The following is a 23,245-nucleotide window of genomic DNA, read 5'->3' on the forward strand; positions in this document are numbered from 1 at the left end:
TGGAAGGCGTTAAAAAAAAGAGTTAGCTCCTTAAAGAGATCCACTCTTTTTTAGCCTGTAATCCTGCTCCAAAAATCAAATGATGGAAACGTAAATGGACTTTAATCCTCATTTTTATCCATCATTTGAAATAAGATTTGACAGCCTTGATTTTTTTGGTTCGTTTTTTCATCATAGCCTGCCCTGAAGCGTAACAACTCAGGGGAAAAAATGAACAGGTCAAACAAGCTTTAACTGCATGTTTGACCTGTTGATTAATAGTTAATAAAGAAAAGATACAATTTTAGAATATTCGCCCGACATAATTTAAATTTCACTTTTTGATATAGGTCAAAAGAAAGCTGCTTCTGTTCCAAGATCTTTGTATGGTAATTATTAAACGATTTACCATGAAACCATACAAAGGAGCATTAGTAATGCTATTGATATTGCTTGTAGCGGTCTTGCCTTCGGTAACCAAGGGCCAGCAGTTAGATCCTATCTTGAAAGATTTGATCAATAAAGGGCTTGATAAAAGCCATGGTCTCAATAGCAATGGATTTGATGTGGAACAAGCGAAGGTGGATCAGCAATTGGCGAAATCGGTATTCTTGCCTAAAATCACTTTGAATGGAAGTTATACCCACCTAAATGATGACATTACTTTTGATGAAAATACCAAAACTTTATTGACCGAAACCCAAAAGCTGGTTATCAAAGATGCCATAGGACTACCTTTTAATTCAACTTTTCCAAATACCATTCCACTTCAAGAAGTCCCTGTTTTACAGAATCAAAATATTTTGAGGTCTTCTGTTGATTTAGATTGGGTTTTGTTTAGCGGTTTAGAAGCGAGCAATGCCCTGCAGGCGAGCAAACACAAGGAAGCATCTTTGAATTATGCAGGAATGGCAGAAGAAGATAAAATTGCCTTAAAGATCATCGAGACCTATGATAAACTTGCCTTAGTAAAGGCTTCTAAAAAAGTACTTGAAAGCTCTGAAGATTACCTAGATGAGCAAGTACTATATGTCAATAAAGCCATTGAAAATGGTCTGGCAACACCTATTAGCAGGAATAAAATAGCCTTGGAAAAGCAACAATTGGAGGGTAAAAAGCTTGAGTTTGAACATAATAATACACTGTTGATCGAAGCCCTTCACCAGCTTACGGGTGAAAGCAGAGGGGATTTGCAAATGCTGAATCCACAGTTGTATTCTTTTGCTGTGGATGCTGAAGTGAGGGGTGAAAAACGCAATGAAATCAAAGCTTTGGAAGAAGCTGAAAAGGCCACCCAATACCAGGCAAAAATGCTGAAGAGCAACTTTATTCCTAAGGTTGCTTTAAAAGGACATTATGAATTTTTAGAAGAGAATTTATCGCTGCTAGACCCCAAATGGTATGTGGGTGTAGGACTTAAATGGAATGTGTTTGATGGCAATCAATCCCGGTTAAAAAGAAGAAAAGTTCAACTGGAGTCTGCTAAGTATAGGGAACAAATAGCAGAAGCAAATGAAATGGTTTCTTTAGGCATATCCAAAGCTGAAATAAGCTACGAATCGGCCTTAATGAATACCAAAATAGTTCAAAAGGAAGTTGACCTGGCCAATGAAAACTATGAGATGGTGAATACGCAATACAAAAACAACTTGGCTTCAATCAATGATGTGTTGGATGCTTTGAATGATGTAGAAAAAGCCAATTTCAAGTTACAAGAGTCCTACTTTAAGGAGAGAAGAGCAGTAGCAGATCTGCTTCATGCCAAAGGAATACTTAATTACTAACCCTTCAAAAAACAAAAAAATGATTAATTATAAAAATACAATATTAGGCTGTTTTGCACTCCTCGCATTAAGTTCTTGCCAAAAGGAAGAGATCACTCCAAATAGAGGAAAAGTTAAATTTGAAACCATTTCAGTAAGCAGCAAACTTGCGGGAAGAATTGATAAAATTTTAGTAAAGGAAGGTCAAACCGTCCAGAAGGGCGATACTTTGGCTATTATAGATATTCCTGAAGTGCAGGCTAAAATGCTTCAGGCAGAAGGGGCCATTATGGCTGCCAAAGGTCAATTAAATATGGCCTTTAATGGGGCAACTGCAGAACAATTGAATCAGATTAATGAGCAATTGAATGCTGGAAAAGCACAGCTGGATTTTGCCCAGGAATCGTATAATCGATTGGAAGCCATGTACAAGGATTCATTGGTTACCCAACAACAATTTGATGTGGTGAAAATGAAATTAAACATGGCCAAAGCCCAAGTGGCCGCTTTGTCTGCCAAACGGGACGAGGTGAGAAAAGGCGCCAGAGAAGAGCAAATAGAACAAGCCAAAGGACAGCTTGACAGAGCTAAAGGAGCCAAAGAAGAGGTTGTTTCTGCCTCTAGGGAACAGTTTGTTATAGCTCCTGCCGACATGTCAATAGAAACCATCAGTTTGGACAAAGGAGAATTGCTTAGTCCAGGATTTACCCTTTTTAATGGGTATAAAACCAACAGCCTTTATTTTAGATTTACAATTCCTGAATCAAAGATTTATGATTTTCAATTGGGAGAAACCTTGACTCTGGTAAACCCTTATACAAAGGAAGAGGTAATGGCAAAAATTGTTGCCATAAAACAACTCGCCAAGTATGCGGACATTACAAGTACAGCACCTTTGTACGAATTGTCTGAGGCTATATACGAATTAAAGGTAGTGCCCACTTCAGATGTGTCCGCACAAAAATTATACATCAATGCGACATTCCTTATAAAATAAAAAAGATGAAAAAATTCATAGGTTTATTGAAGCTGGAATTTAAGCGTATTTTTTCCAACAGTGTCTTAATGGCCATCTTCTTTGGGGCACCCATAGGCTACGGTATCTTGTTTGGTTATGTGTATCAACAAGCCAAAGTTAAGGATTTGCCCATTGTTATTGTGGATCAGGATCAAAGTCCGGCTACGGATAAGATAATTGATGCTTTTGAAGACAATGAGGGATTGCATGTGAAAGATGTGCGACCGGTGCCGGGAAATATTAAAAGCGAAATGCCAACCAATCAGTATATCGCTGTCATTACTTTTCCAAATGGTTTTGAGAAAGACCTTTTGCAAAAAAAACATCCTGAAGTTCGGGTTGACCTAAATATGGCAAATATTTTAAATGCCAATACGGCGAGCAACCAAATCAATACCGTATTGATGACCATCAATGCCGGAATTGAAATTGAGGGGCTTAAAAAACAGGGACTACATCCGGATCAAGCAAAAGATACATATGAAAGTTTTAAAATAAATTTCAACAAGCTTTACAATTCTACGGGTAATTACGTGACATTCATGCTGCCGGGATTACTTGCGGCCATTATGCAACAAATCATCTTTTTGGCAATGGCCTTGGTGTTTTCCAGAGACTTTGAAGATGGGTATTTTGGTAAACTAGTAAAAGAAAGCAAATCTTCAATTTACTACATCCTCTTAAAAGCAACGCCATTTTTGCTAATGCTTCCTTTTATGTGGTTGACTATAAGTTTGTTATTGTCTTTTTTTAATGTTGGAGTGGATATTTTAAATCTTCCCATGCTGGTGTTGACCATTTTGTTAACTTTTGCTTCCATGTTTATTGGTATGTTATTTTCCATAGCTATTCCAAGCCAGTTGAAAGCGACAGAGTTGTTAATGGTGATTTCTACACCGGCATTTATCTTGAGTGGATTTACCTGGCCTACCTCAGCGATTCCAGAGTTAATTACCAATTTAGCCCATTTTATTCCCGTAACTCAATATTTGAGTGGCTTTAGAAAAGTGGCCTTTTATGGAGGGGACTTAGTTTCAATTGGCCCTGAAATAAGGGTGTTGGTAGGTATAATTATAGTGGCCATTGTAGCCATGGCTGTGCTCTTGCAGGTTAAAATAAACCGATTGGCGAAAATCAGCAATAATCAATTGGATTAATTGACCGTTTTTTGAATTCCAGCCTAGGAAAAAGAAATGGGGGTATCGGCGCATTTTGCAACAATACCCCCAATGGCTTATTACTGCATACTGCTAAATTTTTCATGCTTTTCTAAATTCTTTAATTGGTCTTCCCTTTTGAGCCACACCTTTCTAAGCTTCTTTTTTGAAAACAGCTCTAATTGGTCACCTACATGTGGGTTGCCGGGTTGAGTAGCATTGCCATAGGACATAAGGGCCTTGGCGGTAATCTCATCACCAAATTCAGTTGCGCAAACGTAGGTCTCACCATGGGCGGCAAAGAATTGTCCATTTCCCTTCGGGGAAAAATTCATGGTTCTAAAAATCCCTAAACTTCCTGCGCCACCGTTGGCACCAAAGCTATGTTTTCCCACTTCCAGACGGTAAACCTCTCCATAACTTACGGCCAAGGATCCGTAAACGTCCTGATGCTTTGCTGCAGCTATTTTAAGTGAAGAAATAACATAAGGTAAATTTTTAAGTTTTGCAGGAGTGTTGAGGGGATCATTAAAATCCCATTCTTCAGCGAAAACGCCTTTGCTTCCAAGTTCCTTTGCGAACATGCTAAACAATACCGGTCCGGTACTACTTGCCTCGAAAGCACCATCCCAACTGAGCAATATTTCTAAAGCTTTCTTCGTCAAGCTATCCAGCTCACTGGGATCGATTTTGCTTAAATCTTCTTTTAGCCTTAAAAAATATTCTGATTTTGTATCGTGTTTCAACGCTATAAACTCGTCTAAACTGAGGTTTTCAGCATCTTTAATCAATAAAGCTGAACGCTGGGGTCTGAATCCCATGGCGTTTGGAGCCATATGAGAAGGGTAATCCTTAGGGCTAATGGCGGCAGGAATGGTGCTGGTATAGGGAGGGTCATTGGCATTTTGAATCCAGCCACTTTTTGGGTTAAGGTAGGAAGGAACTTCTTTTGAGGAATAGTAGCCCTGCCACAAGTCATCGCTGGAAGTACTGGAAACGATGTTTTGCCATTTTCCCCAATCTCCATTTTTCTTAGGGGCATTTCCACCAAAATGATAAAGGATATTGTTTTCCTTGTCGCTATAAATCACATTAAACAGTGGGAGGCCATTCATTTTTAGTGCTTCTTGAAATTGCCCGAGAGATTGAGCCTCTCCCATAGCAAGCCACTGCCCAATGATATTGAGTTTTCCGTCACTATTTGGCCACTTCATGGCAATCGCTTTGTTTTCGCCTTCCTTCACCACCATACCAAACTCAGACTGCTTCCTTACCACTACAATTTCCCTACTTCCTGTCTCTGTTTTTTCAGTTATTAGGAGACTGTCTATGGTGAAATCGTGAAATTTATTATCGAGTTGATACTGCCCATTTTTAAGGGTAAGTTCATATAGATCCACATTGTCCAAGGTGTTGACGGTATGGGTCCAGCCCAGGTTTTTATTGAAGCCTATACCAATGGTTGGTAGGCCCACTAGGGTGGTTCCATATAAATCATTGGTACCGGAAATTAAATGTGCTTCAAAAAACAACCAGAAATCATTCCAGTTTAGGTGTGGATTGGCCATTAGCATGCTGTTTCCTGAAGCAGTTTTACTTCCATTGATGGCCCAACCATTTGATCCAGGGGTCCAATTATTGGCTTTTCGAATATTGCGGTTGACGAGAAATTCAAGGTAAAATACCCTAAAGGTATGTTGAAGGATGTCCTCAGGTTTTACCGGGAGAACAACTTTGAATTTTTCCTCCAGCTCATTGAGATTTTTTTGGGCATAGGCATTAATCCCGTTGGCAAAGGCAATTAAAACGTCTTTTTCCTTTTGTGGTAATTGGGCAAAAGATCGTCTGGAAGCAGCCAATACCCCTAACTGATGCAATAGCTTGTCTCGTTCAATATTTTCACCCCAGTATTCCCCAGATTTTGCCCGGCCTTCTCCATATAGTTTTAGCATCAAATTGCCATGGTTGTGCATTTGAGCCCAGCCCATCATATAATAAAGGTTGTTGTCCGTGCTGGCATAAATATGAGGGATACCCCATTTGTCCCAAAGAATCTCATCACTTTGCGGTTTTGAGCCGGTTAAAGCTGTACCTATAACAAATGGAACAATTAGAATAAGGAGTTTCTTGTACATGAAAATTTAGCGTTTATAATAATTAGATTCTTGTCAATATTCTTTCACTAATGGAACCAATCTATATAAGAATTGACTGCTGCTTAATCGAATTTTACTGAAGTCATAGACAAGGAGCCCCCCACGGGTTGGTCATTAAACAAGCTTGTATTGTCTCGATTATGTTTGAGTGCTAAAGTATAGAGCAAAGGCAAATAATGTTCTGGAGTTGGTATAGCCAGATCAAAAGCTGTTCCCTGTTTTTTAAAATTTATCAACTTTTGAAAATCTCCATTTAAAATCCAGGTTTTCATTTTTTCATTGGCTTCCATGGCCCAATCGAAGGCATATGGCTCTCCCTGTAGTTTGTCCCATGCAACCTTACCTAAATTATGAACCATATTCCCACTACCAATGATTAATACACCTTTTTGACGCAACTGAGACAACTCCTGCGCCAATTTGAAATGGTATTTTGGCGACTTGGAATAATCCAAACTCATTTGAATGGTGGGTATTTCTGCATTGGGGTAAAGGTGTTTAACGACACTCCATGTGCCATGATCTAGTCCCCAGTTTTTGTCCAGTCCTATTTTAGTTTTTGTGATTAAATCTTTTGTTTCCCGTGCAAGGGAAGGGCTTCCGGGGGCCGGGTATTGTACGTCAAATAATGCCTGAGGAAAACCGCCAAAATCATGAATGGTTTTAGGCTTCTTCATGGCAGTCACATAGGTGCCTTTGGTTTCCCAGTGGGCAGAAATACATAAAATAGCCTTTGGCTTAGGGATTTCTTCTCCGATTTTTTTAAAGTTTGCGACAAAGATGTTTTCTTCTATGGCATTCAGAGGGCTGCCGTGTCCTAAAAATAAGACAGGCATTTTTTGCGCATTGGAAAACGAGCCGGAGAGTTTGTTTAAAGCTTTTAAGTGCATTGATTGAATGATTATTGGGTGGCATTTAAGTATTCATCGGGGTGAGGATTGCTTTGAAAAAGAGCTCCCCTATAAATATACTCCTAGTTTCCAATAATGGGTTACTTGGGTTTTGGAATATGTAGAAATAGTAAGATAAAAAATGATAAATATGAAGCTTTTTTTGTTTAAGGTAGTGTTAAGATTTTGTCAGTATTGTTGCAGAAAAAAAAAGCAACAATACAGCCAAAATCAGTTGGCGTACTTACCATTTTGCAGGGGCTATTGCCCCTGCCTACAAAAATGTCACCCCTGACCGGGGTTTTATGCTTTCATGTATTTAAAGAGTAGGTTAATAAGAAAGCAACAGTTTTCCAAAAAAAAATAATGTGGAGGAAAAGAAGTAATTTCTAGTTTGAATTTTAGGTGGTCGAAGTTTTGTCAGTAATGTTGCAGAAAAAGGCAACAATACCGCCAAAATCAATTTTCGTTAAAACATTTAGCCAGGGGTTATTTACCCCTAGCTAAATAAATTACCTATGAACGTAATTTTATGCATTGAATAAGGCTCAATATTAAGCGCATTCAAAAGGTTGGAATGAATAGTAGTGAGCATGAAATAGAATTTCCCCTGATTCTTCAGGGGAAATTACACAGGGTTTTATTTTTTCTTTGTCTTCATAAGCGAATAATTACAGACTCCTTTGCGCTCGTATTTGATTTTATTTTCGGATAGGAGCAAAGCCAATATAGCTTGGGTTTCTTGCTCATCAAGACCAATTTGTTCTCCCAAATCTATTTCATTGTGCTTTCCTCTGTTTGCTGACAATGCTTGGAAGTATTGTACTTTATTTTTCATAGGGCGATTTTTTTTTAATTGCGATCATCATGTGTGGACTAAAAGGCAGTAGGTTGCCATCCTTTTCAGTGAGCTGAATAAGTTCTAACAATGTTTTTCTTCTTTCACTATTTTCCATGTTGGCAAAATAATTCTTGTCTAACCAGGCCATACCTTCCACTGCATAAGTATTCAAATGGATAAATCCCTGACTCAAAAACTCTTCTTTGAGCTGCGGGGGATTGTGATAATAAGCTTCGGCCAATAACCATGGTAAATCAAGGGGTGGGTTGTGTATTCCTGAAGTTAATTCTTCTTTGCACATTTCGAAAAATGATTTTTTGTGAATCAAACCATTTAGTAGGCCTACTAAAGTTGAGGCCGTATAGTTGATTGCAAAACCCAAAACAATACCGTTGTTTTTTAAAACCCGTTTTGCTTCACGAACCGTTAATTCCCTGTCTTCCTTTTTTTGAAGGTGGTAAAGTGGTCCGTGGAGAATGATTAGGTCAGCGAAATTATTTGGGAATTCTAATTTTCGAGATTCTCCTTGATGTACATGAAATTTATTGCCCCGTTTATTGGCTCTTTTTAAGGCGATTTCAATGTGCTTATCAACCGGTTCTACCATATGAACTTTATGTTCTTTTTGCGCAAGCCATGCTGAATACTTTCCGGTACCGCCACCTATATCTAGGATACGGGAAGGGGTTGAAGTCAGGTATTTGGCTATAAGTGATTTTGTTCTTTCAAATTCAAATAAGCCCATACCTTTGTCCAGCCGGGTTTCTTCAGAAGCTTTGGTGTAGAAATGGTTGATGCTTTTATTGATGAACTGTTTACTTTTCATTTTAAATATAAATGTCCTGCAGATCTATAAATGTTGAAAACATTTAAAATCAATGCGACAATTGATTAAATAATTAAAAAGGGTGTGATTATCATCTGTTCATAGGAGGTCAGGAGATTCCCATGGAGCAATTACTCGTTAGATGAGTTTGCCTTTTAAAAAAGATACAGATGATATGTTGATTTCAGTAAAACAGATGATAAAGGTAGGGGATTAGATTTAATTTTTCCTGATTTTCCTGGTTTTTTTAAGATGGCGTTACTATTCGATTTAGGTTAAGATTTTGTCAGCATTGTTGCAGAAAAAAGAAGCAACAATACCGCCAAAATCAGCTGGCCTACAGACCATATTGCAGGTCCTATTGCCCCTGCCTACAAAAATGTCACCCCTGACCGGGGTTTTATGTTTATTCGAAATTATAGGCTATCAATAGTTAAATTGGCTGAGTTAAAAAAAGAAAACCAAGTCCCTTGACAATATTCAAGGGACTTGGTTTGTTGATTTTTTTTTCTTCGAGATAGCTTTACGCTTTGTAAGTAAATTGATTTTAGATAACCTCAGGGATGACATTCCTGTTTTTTATGTCCATATAAAATTTAGCCAGGGTCACATTGGCAAAGGGGATAAACCACAAAAATCCAATTCCCAAGGTAAGGATACAAAGCAAAGCCATACCAAGAAACATCAAGAACATAAGGAAAAGCTTCATTTTGTAACCATTCATCATTTGCTTGCTTTTGTCAATGGCATCCAGTGGGCCGATGTTTGGGTCATCAGCGATGATATAGAAAGTCATGGCATAGGAAAGGGCCGCAATGATTCCGGGTATTATCAGCAAAAGCATCCATAGAAGTATAAAAATGAACATCAATAAATAGGCCCCTAAAGCTGTACCAAAGTTATTGAAGCCATCAAATATTTGTTGCAATTGGGCATTTTGGTCTCGGGCAATACTCAAGGAGAAATAGGCCAAACCTAGTGTCATAGGTCCTGTAATTAACAAGGTCCCCAAGGCTATCATAGGATAGTAATCTGCCATTCCTTGTAAAAAGCCCATGATAAACATATATAAAAGAAAAGTACCTATGGCCAATCCCCAATTTCCTTTTAAAGAGGCTTTTGCCATTTTCATCAATTCTACATTCTCAGTTCCCATATTTTATTTTGTTCAGGTTTTAAGTGGCTAGGTAGCATTTGTTCTTTTATAATAGTTGAAATCCTATCACAGGGCTAAGCCCTTAGGATTGAATATAGGTTAAATTTTAGACGAGACCAATAGTTTGAAATATTATTTTCGATTTTGGTGCGTTTTGATATCATACCGGATCCTGAGCGGAGTCGAGTAGGTAATACGGATACATCACCCTTTGGCTTCGGCTCCGCTCAGCCGCCGGGTTTTCTATTTGCTTAATAGTTTTTGAAATTCATGATTAGGATTAAATAACTTTGTTTTTAGTTTTATTATTATTATTATTATGAATAATTAAAATAATCCTAAAGAAAATTGAAAAGAATAGTATTCATACTGACAATGTTTGTTTGCTCCTGCTCAGAAAAAGTTGCGTCAGATCAAGAGCTTGTAACAATAGAGATAGATCTGGATCAATCGGTTGAAGGGAAATTATCAAATCATTTTGAAAAACCCGAATATATTATTTTGGATTACCCGGACAGCAACCCTGTAATTAACCTCTATAATGTTGTTTTTAGAGATGGGTTGATATTTATTAGAGACAATAGATCCCATAATTTATTTGTCTTTGATGAAGAAGGCCAAGTTGTCAATACGATTAACGCCAATGGTATGGGGCCGGGAGAGTATATCCAAATGGATGACTTTCAGGTTACTGAAGATCGGATTTTTATTCAAGACACTCATTTACAAAAACAACTTGAATTTGATAGAAATGGCGAATTCATTAAAGAAATAAAAAATAGCTACCAAAACACCAACTTTTATGTAGCAGATACTTATTCTATTTACTTTATGTCCTATAAAGCTGATTTCCAAGGATATAATTTTGTTAGAAGGGATAACTCAACAGATGTAGAAGAATTTTTTTATAAGATAGACAAACCATTAGAGTACATTGTAAGGGTCGATAACTTAAACGGATTTAAAGAAATAGAATCAAAAGGTCTTCTATATTTTTCAATGCCACACGCTACAAAGGTTGTGTTTATAGATAAATTTTCAGGGTTTTTGAAGGATACTTATTTTTTTGATTTTGGAAAACACAATGTAGCTGATGAAAAAAGAGGATTTGAAAAAAGAGAAGAATTAAAAATTTTAGTCAGAGACCGAAAATTGGTTAGTAGGATTGATTTAATTCATTCGTATTTGGATAAATATGTATTGTTTATTAGGCAAGGTCTTGATCAAAGACATTATATTTTTATGGACCATGATTTTAATATTCTTAATCAATGGAAAAATCTAGAAAATGATATAGATGGAATGCCATATGTTTTCCCTTGGACAGGAACAGATGATCATTTAGTATTTAGGTTTCATTCATCTAACTTCTTTAATAAATATGTGGAGTTGTATGGAAATAAAAAAATTAAAATAATGAAAGGAAATATTCATGCCTTTTTTCAAATGAATAAACAAAGACTAAAAGAGGATACATGGGTTTTGGTTAAATTAAAGTTTAAATGAGCTTTTTAAAATTTTGTAAACTATTAAGTACCCTTAATTGCTTGTGAGAATGAGAATATTTTTTCCGTTATTGATATTGATAGCTACCGGATGTAATGGTTCGGTAGAAGAGAAGACAATTGATTTTAAGACCAATCTTCTTGAAATTAAGCTTTTAGAAACCACTCCGGTTAATCCTCGATATACCCAGTTGATTGCCTCTGACTCGGGTGAATACCTTTTACTATTAAACCACTTTAAGGATAAATTCCAATCTCTTGAACTTCCCTCAGGAAAGATAGCGCATGAAATAACAATTCAGCGAGAGGGAGAAAATGGGATTTCAGGGTTAAATGCCGGAACAGTTACCGGATGGGATTCTCTTTGGGTAACCAACAGGCCTCCAAGCTTAGTTTTAACTAACTTTAGCGGAGAAGTATTAAAAAAGGTGACTATTATTGACGATCAAACACCACTTACCGTAATAAGGTCTGACTTTGATCGGCGAATGCATCAATATGGAAACAAAATTTTCGGCTCACAGCCACTATTCATGGATCATCATGGGATGAATAAAGATGCCATTCAAAAGCAAAGATTGGTCTTTAGTTTAGATATTAATACAGGAGATGTGGAGTGGTACGATGTATTTTACAGAGAAGACTATTGGGATAAGGGCAAAAAACCTTCCGGTTACTCATGGACAGAAAAGGATGGAAAGCTATACATTGCACCTTGGCATGACCATGAGATTCAGGTTTTTGATTTGGCCTCAGGTACAGTTACAAATCGAAAGGAGGTTAAATCATTCCATGTCAACAAATTTAATTATGTTAACGAAATTCCTCCTATTGAAAAAGCTTGGCTTAATAGGTTTTCCTCAGACCGTTATGAGAACTTTCTTTATGATAAGTACAGGGACGTTTTTTACCGAATATTTTTACCTTCCTTTGATCCTGAAAACTTGGAGGAAGAATACAACCATAGAGAGCTCGAATTCTCAAGACCCTATTCGGGTGTGATGGTTTTGGATAGCGAACTGAATATTATCGGAGAACATATTTTTGATAAATTTCAGGTTTATACCACAAACAACCATTTTGTGGGTGAGAAAGGTTTGTACATTTCTGCAAACAATCCCTTTAACCCTGAATATAATGAGGATATGTTAAGGTACTTGATATTTACCCCGGAGTTGGGGGAGAGATAAGTTTATCAGAATTATCGCAAAGAATATTGCAAGTCCTCTAAATGGTGTCACCTTAATAATTAAAATACTTTAGTGGGTTTACAGTTATGTAAAAAATCCCAATTTGAATTTCCAATTATAGCAACCTTATATTTTAGAATGTTTACGTTAGAAATCCCCCTTAGTCCCCCTTTGGAAAAAGGGGGATTTTGATATTTCCCCAATTGACGATTGCGTAACTGACTTTTATTTATTCCTCCATCACTTCCATACTTTCCGCCGGGCTTAGCTGGACTACTTCTTCCAGAAACTTTATGCTTTCCCCTAGCACCTTGTCCCAACTTTCCGTTTTCAAACTTGAAGCAATCACATGGTCACCGGCCTCAGGGAAAGCTACTTTCCGCTTTTTGTTGTCAGAAGTACTTACACTGGCATACATGTCCAGCATGGCTGGAACGGATACCACCTTGTCCTGCTCTTCCTCATTTTTGTAATAATAGGCCAGAAACAGTGGTTGTTTTACCTTTTCAAAGGTTTCCTTGTTCATTTTACTTTTTAGCAGCACAGCCAGACTTGTGTAAGCATTGATATGATAATTTGTTGCCCAATATTTTCCTTCTTCGGGTTCTCTTTCTACCACCTGCACCCCATTTTCATTGGTCATGGTCATTTCCATTAATTGCTTCATCCAAGGCTGAAACAAGGGATCAAGTCGATCACCATAGATTCCGATACAGGGGGAGTACAAAACCAAGGAATGAATTTCCGGTCTTTCTTCCGCCAGAATCAATGATAAGGCACCCCCCATAGAGGTCCCTATTACAATTACACTATCCCCCAATTGCCTGCTGATCATATAGGCCCTTCTTGCCCCATCCACCAGACTTTTGGCATCCAAGTGTTCAAAGGCATTTGCTCGCTCTATGCCATGTTCCGGTAGCCTGGCCAAGTAGAGGTTGGCACCAAAATGTTTGGCCAATTGCTGATGTACAGGATCACCTTCCATCTGGCTGGCACCAAAACCGTGTACGTAGAGAATGCTGAAATTCGTTTTTTCCTTTTTTTCAGGGTCAGCCCAGACTATCCTGGCTTCATTGTTAGGTTTAAGGCCTTGCACAGTGTCTTCACCCTGCTGTATATAGGCTTCCAGTTCATTGAGATTTGATGGCACTTCAGGATAGGTACCGGATAGGTCCTGAATGCTTTCTTTTGGTCCGAGCATATAAAAGATGACAATAAAAATGGCTGAACCCATCAGCCAGGGAAGGACTCTTTTCATGGTTTTATTTTTTGATGTCTTCGTAAGAGGCAACTACTCCTCGAACCATAGCAGAACTGAAGCCATGGTGCTCCATTTCATTCAAGCCCTTGATGGTAGAGCCTTTTGGCGTTGTTACCTTATCTATGGCTGCTTCAGGGTGAATCCCTTTTTGCATCACCAATTCGGCTGCACCTTTTACGGTTTGTGTTACAATTTTATTGGCGGTTTTGGCATCAAAACCTATTTGGATACCTCCTTGTGTCATGGCGCGCATAAAACGCAAAACAAATGCAGTGCCGCAAGCCCCCAATACCGTAGCGGCTTCCATCAAGTGTTCTTCTATCGTTATGCTTATGCCTACACTATTGAATATTTCCTTGACTGTATTCTCGGTTTCCGGGTTAAAATCATCACCACAAATACATGTGATAGATTCTTTAATATCTGCAGCTATATTGGGCATAACCCTGAAAACAGTAGTGCCGGGTTCGAGTTCAGCCTTGATGGCCTGGAGGGTGATGCCAGCCGCTAGTGAAGCAATAACTTGCTTGTCTCTCTTTAAAAATGGCTTAATTTCCTGTAAAATAGGCTGAATATTGTAAGGTTTTACACCTAAAATCACAAAATCTGCATCTCTTACAGCTTCCTTATTATCAGCCAAAACGGTGACTCCTCGCGATTTAAGATAAACCAAGCTTTCCGGATGCCTTTTGGTAACGATAAGTCTTTTTCCGTCAAAACCCTCAGTACTTAATAAGCCATTGGCTATAGATAACCCTAGGTTTCCGCAGCCTATAATGGCTATTTTTTTATTATTGTCCATTGATATAGTCCTTATTTAAAATCAAGCGATAAATTTACTCATAATTTATGAGATTTCGGGAATGACCATTTATTTGATGGCCTGGATTTGTTGTACATAAATATAGAAATTAGGATCTACTTCAATGGCTACATTTGCTCCTAATTTTTCAGAACTTTTCCAGCCTTTCTCCGGATCAATCCAATGTGTCTTTTCATTTTGATTGATTTTAAGCGGCATGGCAAAATCGGCAACGCTGTTTTCCCACCGGTAATACAATTTATCCCCTTTCCAGTAATATTGAAAAATAGGAACCTTTTCTGTACGAAGATATTGGTCAAAGAAAGCCTGAAGATTCAAACCACTTTCTTCAGCCAAAAAAGTCTCTATTTCAACAGATGTTACCGTCTGATGATAAAAAACCTTGTTCATTTTCCTTAAAATGCCTCTCCATTTCTCATCATTGTCAATCCATTGCCGTAGGGTATGGAGGATATTGGCTCCTTTGAAATACATGTCCCCGGAACCCCTTTGATTTACTTCATAATCCCCGATTATAGGCCCATCGTTTCTGATAATTCTCCTTGCTCCTTGAAGGTATTCATTTCCGGCAATGACTCCATAGTGATAGTCCAAGAAAAGACTTTCCGAATAGGTGGTAAAGCTTTCATGAATCCACATGTCGGCAATGTCTTTATAGGTAATATTATTGGCAAACCACTCATGTCCCGCTTCATGAATGATGATATAATCAAAGGTTAGTCCCCAGCCTGTTTCACTAAAATCCTTGCCCTTATAGCCATTGGAATAGCCATTTCCATAGGTTACAGCAGATTGGTGTTCCATGCCAAGATAGGGGACTTCGATCAGCTTAAAACCATCCTCATAAAAAGGGTAGGGGCCAAACCAGTGTTCGAAGGCCCTCATCAGCCTTGGAGCATCCCTAAATTGGACCTTTGCTTTTTCGAGGTTTTCCTTGAGTACATAATAGTCCAAAGTCAAGGGGCCTTTTTCACCCTGATACATTTCAGAAAAATGTGCATAATCTGCTATGCTTAAGTTTACCCCATAATTGGCTATCGGATTGCTTACAAACCAATGGTAAGTACTTTTCCCATCCTGGTGTTTTTCTATATTACGAAGCCTTCCATTGGATACATTCATAAGCGGATCGGGTACTTTTACACTGATGAGCATACTGTCAGGTTCGTCGTACATATGGTCCTTACATGGCCACCAAAGGCTTGCCCCATCCCCTTGGTTGGAATTGGCGATAAAAGGTTTTCCCTTTTTGTCTTCTTCCCAAGTCAGGCCGCCAGACCATGGAGGATTGGGGCTTATTTTTGGCTTCCCTTCATAGCTAACCTTTAGGGTATGAACAGTCCCGGTTTGCTGGTCGGCCTCCAATTGGATGAAATAAGCGCTTCCTTCCTTTTTATATTGAAGATTTTGTCCATCTTGGTTGAAACTCAAGACTTCCATTGGCTGTTGCAAGTCTATTTGCATGACCTTCCCTGGCTTCAATACCTTATAATAAATGGTATTGCTTCCTTCAATGGACTTTTGTTTGGGCTTGACCTCGATGTCGAGGTGATAATAAATCAGGTCCCACCATTCTCTCTCAGAAGTGATACTCCCACGCAAGCTGTCCTGTCTGGAATAAGATTGTTTTGTATGTTGTGCCATGCCTGAGCTTATGGACAACATGGTTAAAAAAAGCAGGCCTAGGCCATAGGTTATTGTTCGCAAAGGTTTTTTCATTAATTGTTACGGGTTTATTCGTACCTGTCATTGATATCCAACTTGGCCAGGTCAATCATTAATTCGGCAATTTTCTCACTAGTATCTTTAAGGAAACGTTCGCCTTTTTCCGGTGAACTCGCTTTAGGGTTTCCAATTCCTGTATCTTCCGTGACCATGGACCACTTTCTTTCTGCCCATGCCCAGCCTTCTCGAATGGCTTTTACTTTTGATTTCTTGTCTTTTCCGTCACCGGCTTCTTCGAGAGGTAAAACTAAATGACTATGCAAATGCATAATCAGGCTGGTTTCCATTTCGTCTGCATGGTCTCCCATATGTTCGAAATACTTGGGTTTGTCCATGGCCTGAAACCAATTGCAGGTGCTGAAGAACATATCAGGAAATAACAGGCCTATTTCTCTCAGTATGGTTTTAAAATCATTGCCGCCGTGACTGTTTAAAATAAGCAGTTTAGGAATACCTTGCCGATGTAAAACCGTAACAAGATCTTTCAAGATTGCCAGTTGTGTGCTTGGGTTTAGGTTCATGTCCAGATAGATGTCTGATTGTCCGGTGTTTACGCCAAAAGGTATGGTTGGCAGTATCATCACTTTCGCACCGGCTTCCCAAGCAATCTTTCCGGCCGCTGCTCCAAAGGCATCGGCTTCATAGACATCTGTTCCATAAGGCAGGTGGTAATTATGGGCTTCTGTGGCCCCCCAAGGCAGTACCGCCAACTCAATTTTTTCTTCTTTAAGTGCTTTCCAGTTCGTTTCAGCCAGGATATAAGGTCTCATTGATAAAAGGTTTTGGATGAGGCAAATTTTCTAAAAATGTAAATAAACCATAAATTTTTAGAATTCCCATCCCTAAAATTCCTTACTTCCCTTTATATTGCGGGAATAAAATGTCACGCTGCCAATAAACAATAGAATAAAATAAACCATCTTATCATGTCACAAACACAAAACAATAGAAGAGACTTTGTCAAAAAAAGTATCTTAGGAACAATGGGAGGAGTCGTTCTAGCCGGATCTAACCTAAAAGCAGCTCCTGCAACTTTGGCCAAGCCATCAGATCTTAAATTGGCATTTGCGGGCTATACTTTTAAAAATTTCGATCTTGATGAAACCATAAAAATGATACAAAAAGTAGATGTAAACTACCTTTGTATCAAGGATTTTCATTTGCCTTTGGAAAGTACAGATGCAGAAATTGCAGCTTTTCACAAGAAATTGGCAGATGCAAACATAAAAGGTTATGCAGTAGGCCCTATCTATTCTAAAACGCAAGTGGCCTTAGACATAGCGTTTGATTATGCCAAAAAGGTTGGTGTAGATATGATTGTAGGTATTCCAAGTATAGAAGATTTACCTTACCTAGATGGAAAAGTAAAAGAATACAATATTAGGTTTGCCATACATAATCATGGCCCTGAAGATAAATTGTATCCAAATGCCACCGTTATCATGAGCCATATAAAAGATTTGGATGATCGAATCGGGATGTGTTTTGATATTGGACACAATATGCGTGACGGACATGATCCTGTAGCAGACATTAAAAAATACAAAAGCCGCATCTTTGATTTGCACCTGAAAAATGTTTCTAAGGCAGAGGCTGATGGCAAAACAGTTGAGCTTGGAAGAGGTGTTATTGATATTCCAGGGGTGGTGAAAATGCTTGCCAAAACCAATTATGAAGGACATTTAGCCATGGAATATGAAAAAGACATGAAAGCACCAATGGCCGGTATTGCAGAATCTGTAGGGTATTACCGTGGAATCGTCGATACTTTAGGTTAATTTATAGCTTAATTTTTATCCCAAATAGCCCGCATTAAGTGGGCTATTTGTTTTTTTTGGCGATTTGCTTGAGTTTCTCTTTGATCATTTCTTCACTTATCCATTGCCCCCTAGCCATCACGCCCAGTGGGTTTTTCATGTGACTTAAATCTTCCAAAGGGTTTTTCCTAAGCAGTACCAGGTCTGCTTCCAATCCTTCTTCAATAGATCCGAAGTTGCCATCAAAAAATACTGCCGGATTAATTGTACCTGTTTGTAATATTTCCAATGGTCTCAAGCCTGCAGCCAGCATTCCTTTCATTTCATGATGAATAGAAAACCCGGGTACATTGAATACTTGGGGTGCATCAGAACCCAATAGTAAACCTTGTCCATCTTCATGCAAGGCCTTGATCAATTGATATCGGATTTGATTGAATTGCTTCCATTTTGCTTCATCGAAATTGTCAGCTTTGGTCAAGTTGGTTTTACTATTTACCCAGTTTTCTCTGGTTTTGGGGCTCATGTATTGCATTTCTTCCTGACTGACCAATTCCTCTGCAGGAATAGGAGAAAACCAACGCTCAAAAAGAGACTGTGTAGGCACTACCCAAACCTTGTTTTTTTTGCTTAAGTCAACCAATTCCGGAATGGTGTTTGGGTCGGCTAATTCCGTGAAATTGTAACCAAAGAAACCATTCTCTGTAGGATTTACACCTGCCTCTTTTGGTACCAGCCCTTCAATAAAACCATCTACATGGTCTATGGTCTGGTAGCCATTTTTTAAGGCATGCCTGATACCTACTAAATTAGAGACGTGGCCGGCGAATGGGATCCCATATTTATTTGCTGCTGCCACAATGCTGTCAAAAACATGCTTTCGGATGCCCGGGTGAAGTTTTAGAAAATCGTAACCTGATTCTGCATAATTTTTAACTTTTTCGGTTGCTTCCTCGGTTGTGCTTACAGTATTTCCATTTAAAGAAGGACTGGAGGTAAAGATTCTTGGAGAGAGGATTTCCTGAGTGGCAGCTTTCTCCCTCAGTGGAAGATGAGCTTCGTTACCTAGCATTCCTCTTATTGTGGTTACACCATTTGACAGGTATAAAAACAATGTTTCTTGCACCAGAGGGTCATCCCAGGGCTTATCCGGAATATGGGCGTGCATTTCTGCTAAGCCCGGAATTAGGTAATTTCCCTTTCCATCAATTACTTTCGCCTTGGCAAAATCAACTTCTTCATCCGGAGAAAGGATTTTTTCAATGGTTTTCCCTTTGACGATTACGTGCGCTTTATTTATAGCTCCTGTTGATACATCTACGATGTTTACTTCCCTAAAAACTGTCTGATCAGCCGTTAAACTTTGTTTAGCTTTTTTTGCGGTGCAACTAAATGCGATTCCTATAAGAATAAAAATGAATAAATGATTTTTCATGATCTTGTTGGTTTGGTTGACCTGAAAACAAATGAGACATTAAACCAATAGTAAAATTTTACCAATATGCTTGGAACTCTCTAATAACCTGTGTGCTTCAGCAGCTTCTGCCATAGGGAAAGCTGTATGGATAACGGGTTTTATTTTATCCGGAAATAACGGCCAGATTTCTTCCATCAACTGGGTGGCAATATGCCCTTTGTATTCCTTTGATTGAGGCCTTAAAGTGGATCCGGTTATTACCAGCTGATGCGTCATTATTCTAAGCAGATCCACTTCTCCCATTCTATTTTCCATGGCATTGATCATGATCAACCTTCCTTTTCTATTCAATAAGCGAAGATTTTTCATGGTATAAGAACCACCTACCATATCCAAGACTATGTCAACTCTTTTGGATCCCAAGTGCTCTTTGATTTTGGTCTCAAAATCTTGCTTTTTGTAATTGATAGCCAGGCTTGCTCCAAGCTCCAGGCAGGTTTCACACTTTTCTTCAGAACCTGCAGTAGCAATCACTTGTCCATCCATGGCTTTTACCATCTGAATGGCTGCAACACCAATCCCACTGCTACCACCATGGACAAGGACGGTTTCATCTTTGATGAATTTTCCTATTTGAAAAATATTGTTCCAAACGGTAAAAAAGGTTTCGGGAAGAGAAGCTGCTTCCTCCAGACTCAGCCCCTCAGGAATCGTTAGACATTGTTCTTTGGGTGCAGCCACATACTCAGCATATCCACCACCTGCCAATAAGGCACATATTTTATCCCCAATTTCCCAAGTTTTAACGTCTTCACCCAGTTCGGCTACCCATCCTGAAACTTCCAGTCCCGGAATATCCTTAGGGACACCTTCGGGAGCGGGGTATTTTCCTTCTCTTTGAGCGATATCAGGTCTGTTGATTCCAATGGCCCGGACTTTAATTAAAATTTCATTCTTTCCAATTTTAGGTTTACTTCTTTCTTTAATTTTTAAAACATCCGGTGCACCTGCTTCGGTAATTACTACTGCTTTCATATGCTATTTGATAACCAATAGAGGAATATGTGTATGATAGACCATTTTTGCACTGTGGCTATGTTTGAAAATAAAATCAAGAAAACCCCGGTCTTTCGAAAACATCACTAATAAGCTATCTGATTTGTTTTTCACATAATTTTCCAGCCCTTTGTCAGTATTTATTTCCTGAAGCATCTCAAAACTAAAATCGCAATCAGGAAAATTTTCAGTTAAGTAGGATTCGAGTCCTTTAAAAATGATTTTTTTACTGAAATTAGGTTTGTTTTCTATATGAATAATTTCATAAGGTAGGTTCCAAGTTTCAGTGAGTTTAATCAATTTCCTAAAAATGCCTTCTTTATCATGTTGAAGATCTACAGCAACTTTAATTTTTTCAATGCTTTCAAATGATGAACCAAAAGGCACTGCAATTACCGGAATGCTACTTTCCTTGATAACTTTAGCAGTGTTGGAACCAATAAGGTTTTTTTTAATCCCACTGGCCCCTTGGGTTCCCATAATGATCAGGTCATAATCATCATTATTGGCCGTAGAAAATATAGCATTGGCCACTGTGCCTTGAATAATTTTATAATCTATCTCTACCTCCCTACCTACTTTGCTAATTATTTTATTTAACTCAGTTTTGGCATTGTTCTCAATTGTTTGTGCCATTCTTACAGCTTCTGCAGCGAAATCATATACTGCAAAATAGGAAAAAATTAATGTTATGGTAGCACATTGCTGCTGGGCATAGGCCACTGCGAAATTTAGTGCCTGGTCAGCATTGTCAGATAGGTCAGTTGGAACAAGTATCTTCATATTAGGCCTTTTAGTTTCTTTAAATTAATGAATATTTATCTAAATTACACAATGATTTATATCATATATCTTTGAAGAATATAGGTATCAAACTCAAAAATTATGTTCGAATATAATAAAGACAAGCACTATCCGAAAGAGACAGAAAGTAGGGTAGTCATCAGGTTTCAGGATTGTGATCCATTGCAGCATCTCAATAATGCGAAGTATTTCGATTATTTCTTCAATGCCAGAGAAGATCAGGTGCCGAAATTGTATGGGGTGGAAATGATGGATTTTATCCGTAAATACCAGGCCGCCTGGGTGGTATATAATCATAGTATTTCCTATGTCAGGCCTGCCAGAGTTGGAGAATGGGTGAGAATCATGAGCAGGGTGATTTGGCATGATCACCATTCAGTAATTGTAGAGTATTATATGACTGATGATAATAAAGAGGAACTGAAAACATTGATGTGGACCACCATGCGTTATGTGGATATGAAATATGGGAAGTCTAAGGACCATGAAGGTGCGGTCAAAGATTTCTTATTGGCTACAACAGATGAGGTTAACATGGCTGAAACTACCCTACAATCCAGGATTAAGGATATCAAAGCAAGCCTGTTAAAACCTTAATTTTACATACGATTTAATTCGGTATTGAAGAAATAATAAGCATCTTCCCTCCAAAATCGTGTTCTTTTTATTGTGTAAAATCAAGAATTTTCTTTCTGAGCCATTGAAATTGATCTGGTGGGATTAGCTGAATAAATTGTAGCGAATAATCAACTTATCATTTGATTTCCATTTTATCCATCCTTGACCAAGGTTAAAGAATTCTTTGTCAGTCAGGTTTACCTTTAGCCAATCCCCCTGCACAGCAATGGGTTGCAAAAAAACATATGAGATACTGTTTACCGCAGCATTTTCTAAGGGTTTAATCAATACTTTTTGTGGAAACGCTTCCATAATTTCTACACTATTGGTATTGAGAATAAATTCCGGCCAGTAGATAAGGTTGCCACTAAATTTGTCTACAAGTACGGATTGCCCAGTTTCTTGATTGATCTCAACCTCCAGCATATATTTACCGGAGATAATGACCTTTATCATCAACCACTCATAATCCATTTTAACTATTTCAGGAAAAAAATAGGGGGGAGCATATTGGATATCGTATTGCCCATTCCGGTTTTTATAAAACACCAAACTGTCTATAGCTTCTCCAACACCATTCCAAGCATTTGGATCAGAAGGGGAATAAAAATACAATTTGTCATTTTCTACAAAGTTAGGGCTAAAGAAGCCCTGGCCCATTCCATTTTCAAATTGTATATTGTGAATGGGCTGGGCCGGGGCGGTAGGTTTCGGAGAAATTAACCTTTCTTGGGCAGGAACCTTGTTTTTCTCCATTTCCAAGTGTCGCCGGTACCCAAGAAAGATAAATAGGGTCAACACAATGAAGAGAATAAAATTGGTATAAACGATGATTTTTGTTTTCAATTTACCTGCCAAAATTATGGCTACGATTAAGGCTCCGAAAGCATACATGAGGGCATAGCCTAATACGATGGCCCCACCGGCTAGTCCTTGATTTTTTCCTACCTCCATGTAATTTGAAAAGAGTCCTCCCGAAATAAAAAACACAACGATGGTAAGAAAGTAGAATAAGAAACTGGATCCTTTAAGTGCTTTTTTCATGGATCAATTTATTATTTAACCTGAAGATGTAAATGACTTTTTTAGCAAGTACAGTAGCTGGTTGGCGCAATAATAACCAATCTGATCAGCGTAATTACAACTAAGCAATGGTTGACAATTACTGAACTGGAAAGGTAGTGTTGGATTTGTCCTTATAAAATTAAATATATTTAATAAAAAACAAAATAAATGACCAATTTATATTAATATATGGTAAATGTATTTTGAATTGAGGCAGGCAGTAAGTGATTGTTTAAAA

Annotated in this window: 20 protein-coding genes; 7 read left to right on the forward strand and 13 right to left on the reverse strand. The window is 38.3% G+C overall.

Annotated features, from left to right (window positions below; all coding sequences use genetic code 11):
- Positions 1-389: 389 nt before the first annotated feature.
- Genes ACYVHJ_RS00215 through ACYVHJ_RS00225 form a run of 3 tightly spaced genes read left to right on the forward strand, consistent with a single transcriptional unit; the run spans position 390 to position 3,917 of the window.
- A complete protein-coding gene (locus ACYVHJ_RS00215) occupies positions 390-1,763 on the forward strand; it encodes a TolC family protein (RefSeq protein WP_460511495.1) in 1,374 nt (457 codons plus the stop codon).
- 19 nt (positions 1,764-1,782) lie between these two features.
- Positions 1,783-2,739 (forward strand): HlyD family secretion protein, encoded by a 957-nt coding sequence (locus ACYVHJ_RS00220; protein ID WP_460511497.1) that lies wholly within the window; start codon positions 1,783-1,785, stop codon positions 2,737-2,739.
- A 5-nt stretch (positions 2,740-2,744) separates the two neighbouring features.
- On the forward strand, positions 2,745-3,917 hold the full coding sequence (locus tag ACYVHJ_RS00225) for an ABC transporter permease (RefSeq protein ID WP_460511499.1): 1,173 nt from the start codon (positions 2,745-2,747) through the stop codon (positions 3,915-3,917).
- Positions 3,918-3,997: 80 nt separating this feature from the next.
- Here the strand turns inward: ACYVHJ_RS00225 and ACYVHJ_RS00230 are convergent, their stop codons facing one another.
- The 5 genes from ACYVHJ_RS00230 to ACYVHJ_RS00250 form a co-directional block, all read right to left on the reverse strand.
- Complete coding sequence (locus tag ACYVHJ_RS00230) at positions 3,998-6,052, reverse strand: Ntn hydrolase family protein (RefSeq protein WP_460511501.1); 2,055 nt, start codon at positions 6,050-6,052, stop codon at positions 3,998-4,000.
- Positions 6,053-6,135: 83 nt separating this feature from the next.
- Positions 6,136-6,963: a dioxygenase family protein gene (gene ygiD, locus ACYVHJ_RS00235; RefSeq protein WP_460511503.1), complete on the reverse strand. Its 828-nt coding sequence runs from the start codon at positions 6,961-6,963 to the stop codon at positions 6,136-6,138.
- Positions 6,964-7,603: 640 nt separating this feature from the next.
- The gene (locus tag ACYVHJ_RS00240; protein WP_460511505.1) at positions 7,604-7,801 is read right to left on the reverse strand and encodes a hypothetical protein; all 198 of its coding nucleotides are present in this window, start codon (positions 7,799-7,801) and stop codon (positions 7,604-7,606) included.
- Positions 7,791-8,630: a class I SAM-dependent methyltransferase gene (locus tag ACYVHJ_RS00245; RefSeq protein ID WP_460511507.1), complete on the reverse strand. Its 840-nt coding sequence runs from the start codon at positions 8,628-8,630 to the stop codon at positions 7,791-7,793. Before ACYVHJ_RS00245 ends, ACYVHJ_RS00240 begins: the two co-directional genes overlap by 11 nt.
- A 547-nt stretch (positions 8,631-9,177) precedes the next feature.
- A complete protein-coding gene (locus tag ACYVHJ_RS00250; RefSeq protein WP_460511509.1) occupies positions 9,178-9,786 on the reverse strand; it encodes a DUF975 family protein in 609 nt (202 codons plus the stop codon).
- 348 nt (positions 9,787-10,134) lie between these two features.
- Between ACYVHJ_RS00250 and ACYVHJ_RS00255 the strand changes: the two genes are divergently transcribed.
- On the forward strand, positions 10,135-11,292 hold the full coding sequence (locus ACYVHJ_RS00255) for a 6-bladed beta-propeller (protein ID WP_460511511.1): 1,158 nt from the start codon (positions 10,135-10,137) through the stop codon (positions 11,290-11,292).
- A 49-nt stretch (positions 11,293-11,341) separates the two neighbouring features.
- The gene (locus ACYVHJ_RS00260; protein ID WP_460511513.1) at positions 11,342-12,481 is read left to right on the forward strand and encodes a DUF4221 family protein; all 1,140 of its coding nucleotides are present in this window, start codon (positions 11,342-11,344) and stop codon (positions 12,479-12,481) included.
- A 229-nt stretch (positions 12,482-12,710) separates the two neighbouring features.
- Here ACYVHJ_RS00260 and ACYVHJ_RS00265 read toward each other — a convergent pair whose 3' ends face one another.
- The 4 genes from ACYVHJ_RS00265 to ACYVHJ_RS00280 form a co-directional block, all read right to left on the reverse strand.
- The gene (locus ACYVHJ_RS00265; RefSeq protein ID WP_460511515.1) at positions 12,711-13,739 is read right to left on the reverse strand and encodes an alpha/beta hydrolase; all 1,029 of its coding nucleotides are present in this window, start codon (positions 13,737-13,739) and stop codon (positions 12,711-12,713) included.
- Positions 13,740-13,743: 4 nt separating this feature from the next.
- Entirely contained in the window at positions 13,744-14,544 is an 801-nt protein-coding gene (gene proC / locus ACYVHJ_RS00270) for a pyrroline-5-carboxylate reductase family protein (RefSeq protein ID WP_460511517.1), read from the reverse strand.
- Positions 14,545-14,613: 69 nt separating this feature from the next.
- Complete coding sequence (locus ACYVHJ_RS00275; protein WP_460511519.1) at positions 14,614-16,284, reverse strand: M1 family metallopeptidase; 1,671 nt, start codon at positions 16,282-16,284, stop codon at positions 14,614-14,616.
- Between the two features lie 14 nt (positions 16,285-16,298).
- Positions 16,299-17,060 carry a creatininase family protein gene (locus ACYVHJ_RS00280; RefSeq protein ID WP_460511522.1) on the reverse strand — a complete coding sequence of 254 codons (762 nt, stop codon included), beginning with the start codon at positions 17,058-17,060 and terminating at the stop codon, positions 16,299-16,301.
- Between the two features lie 156 nt (positions 17,061-17,216).
- Here ACYVHJ_RS00280 and ACYVHJ_RS00285 point away from each other — a divergent pair, with 156 nt between their 5' ends.
- Positions 17,217-18,068 (forward strand): sugar phosphate isomerase/epimerase family protein, encoded by an 852-nt coding sequence (locus ACYVHJ_RS00285; RefSeq protein ID WP_460511524.1) that lies wholly within the window; start codon positions 17,217-17,219, stop codon positions 18,066-18,068.
- A 43-nt stretch (positions 18,069-18,111) separates the two neighbouring features.
- Here the strand turns inward: ACYVHJ_RS00285 and ACYVHJ_RS00290 are convergent, their stop codons facing one another.
- From ACYVHJ_RS00290 to ACYVHJ_RS00300, 3 genes are read right to left on the reverse strand one after another with little or no spacing between them, the layout of a single operon-like run.
- Positions 18,112-19,482, reverse strand: coding sequence for an amidohydrolase family protein (locus ACYVHJ_RS00290; protein ID WP_460511526.1), 1,371 nt, complete (start codon positions 19,480-19,482; stop codon positions 18,112-18,114).
- A 39-nt stretch (positions 19,483-19,521) separates the two neighbouring features.
- Positions 19,522-20,499, reverse strand: a complete 978-nt coding sequence (locus ACYVHJ_RS00295) for an NAD(P)H-quinone oxidoreductase (protein ID WP_339903282.1) — start codon at positions 20,497-20,499, stop codon at positions 19,522-19,524.
- Between the two features lie 3 nt (positions 20,500-20,502).
- Entirely contained in the window at positions 20,503-21,303 is an 801-nt protein-coding gene (locus ACYVHJ_RS00300; RefSeq protein WP_303612704.1) for a universal stress protein, read from the reverse strand.
- A gap of 102 nt (positions 21,304-21,405) precedes the next feature.
- Between ACYVHJ_RS00300 and ACYVHJ_RS00305 the strand changes: the two genes are divergently transcribed.
- Entirely contained in the window at positions 21,406-21,921 is a 516-nt protein-coding gene (locus ACYVHJ_RS00305) for an acyl-CoA thioesterase (RefSeq protein WP_460511529.1), read from the forward strand.
- 123 nt (positions 21,922-22,044) lie between these two features.
- Here ACYVHJ_RS00305 and ACYVHJ_RS00310 read toward each other — a convergent pair whose 3' ends face one another.
- The gene (locus ACYVHJ_RS00310; RefSeq protein WP_460511531.1) at positions 22,045-22,986 is read right to left on the reverse strand and encodes a hypothetical protein; all 942 of its coding nucleotides are present in this window, start codon (positions 22,984-22,986) and stop codon (positions 22,045-22,047) included.
- Between the last annotated feature and the right edge of the window lie 259 nt (positions 22,987-23,245).

The organism is Cyclobacterium sediminis (assembly GCF_054781075.1).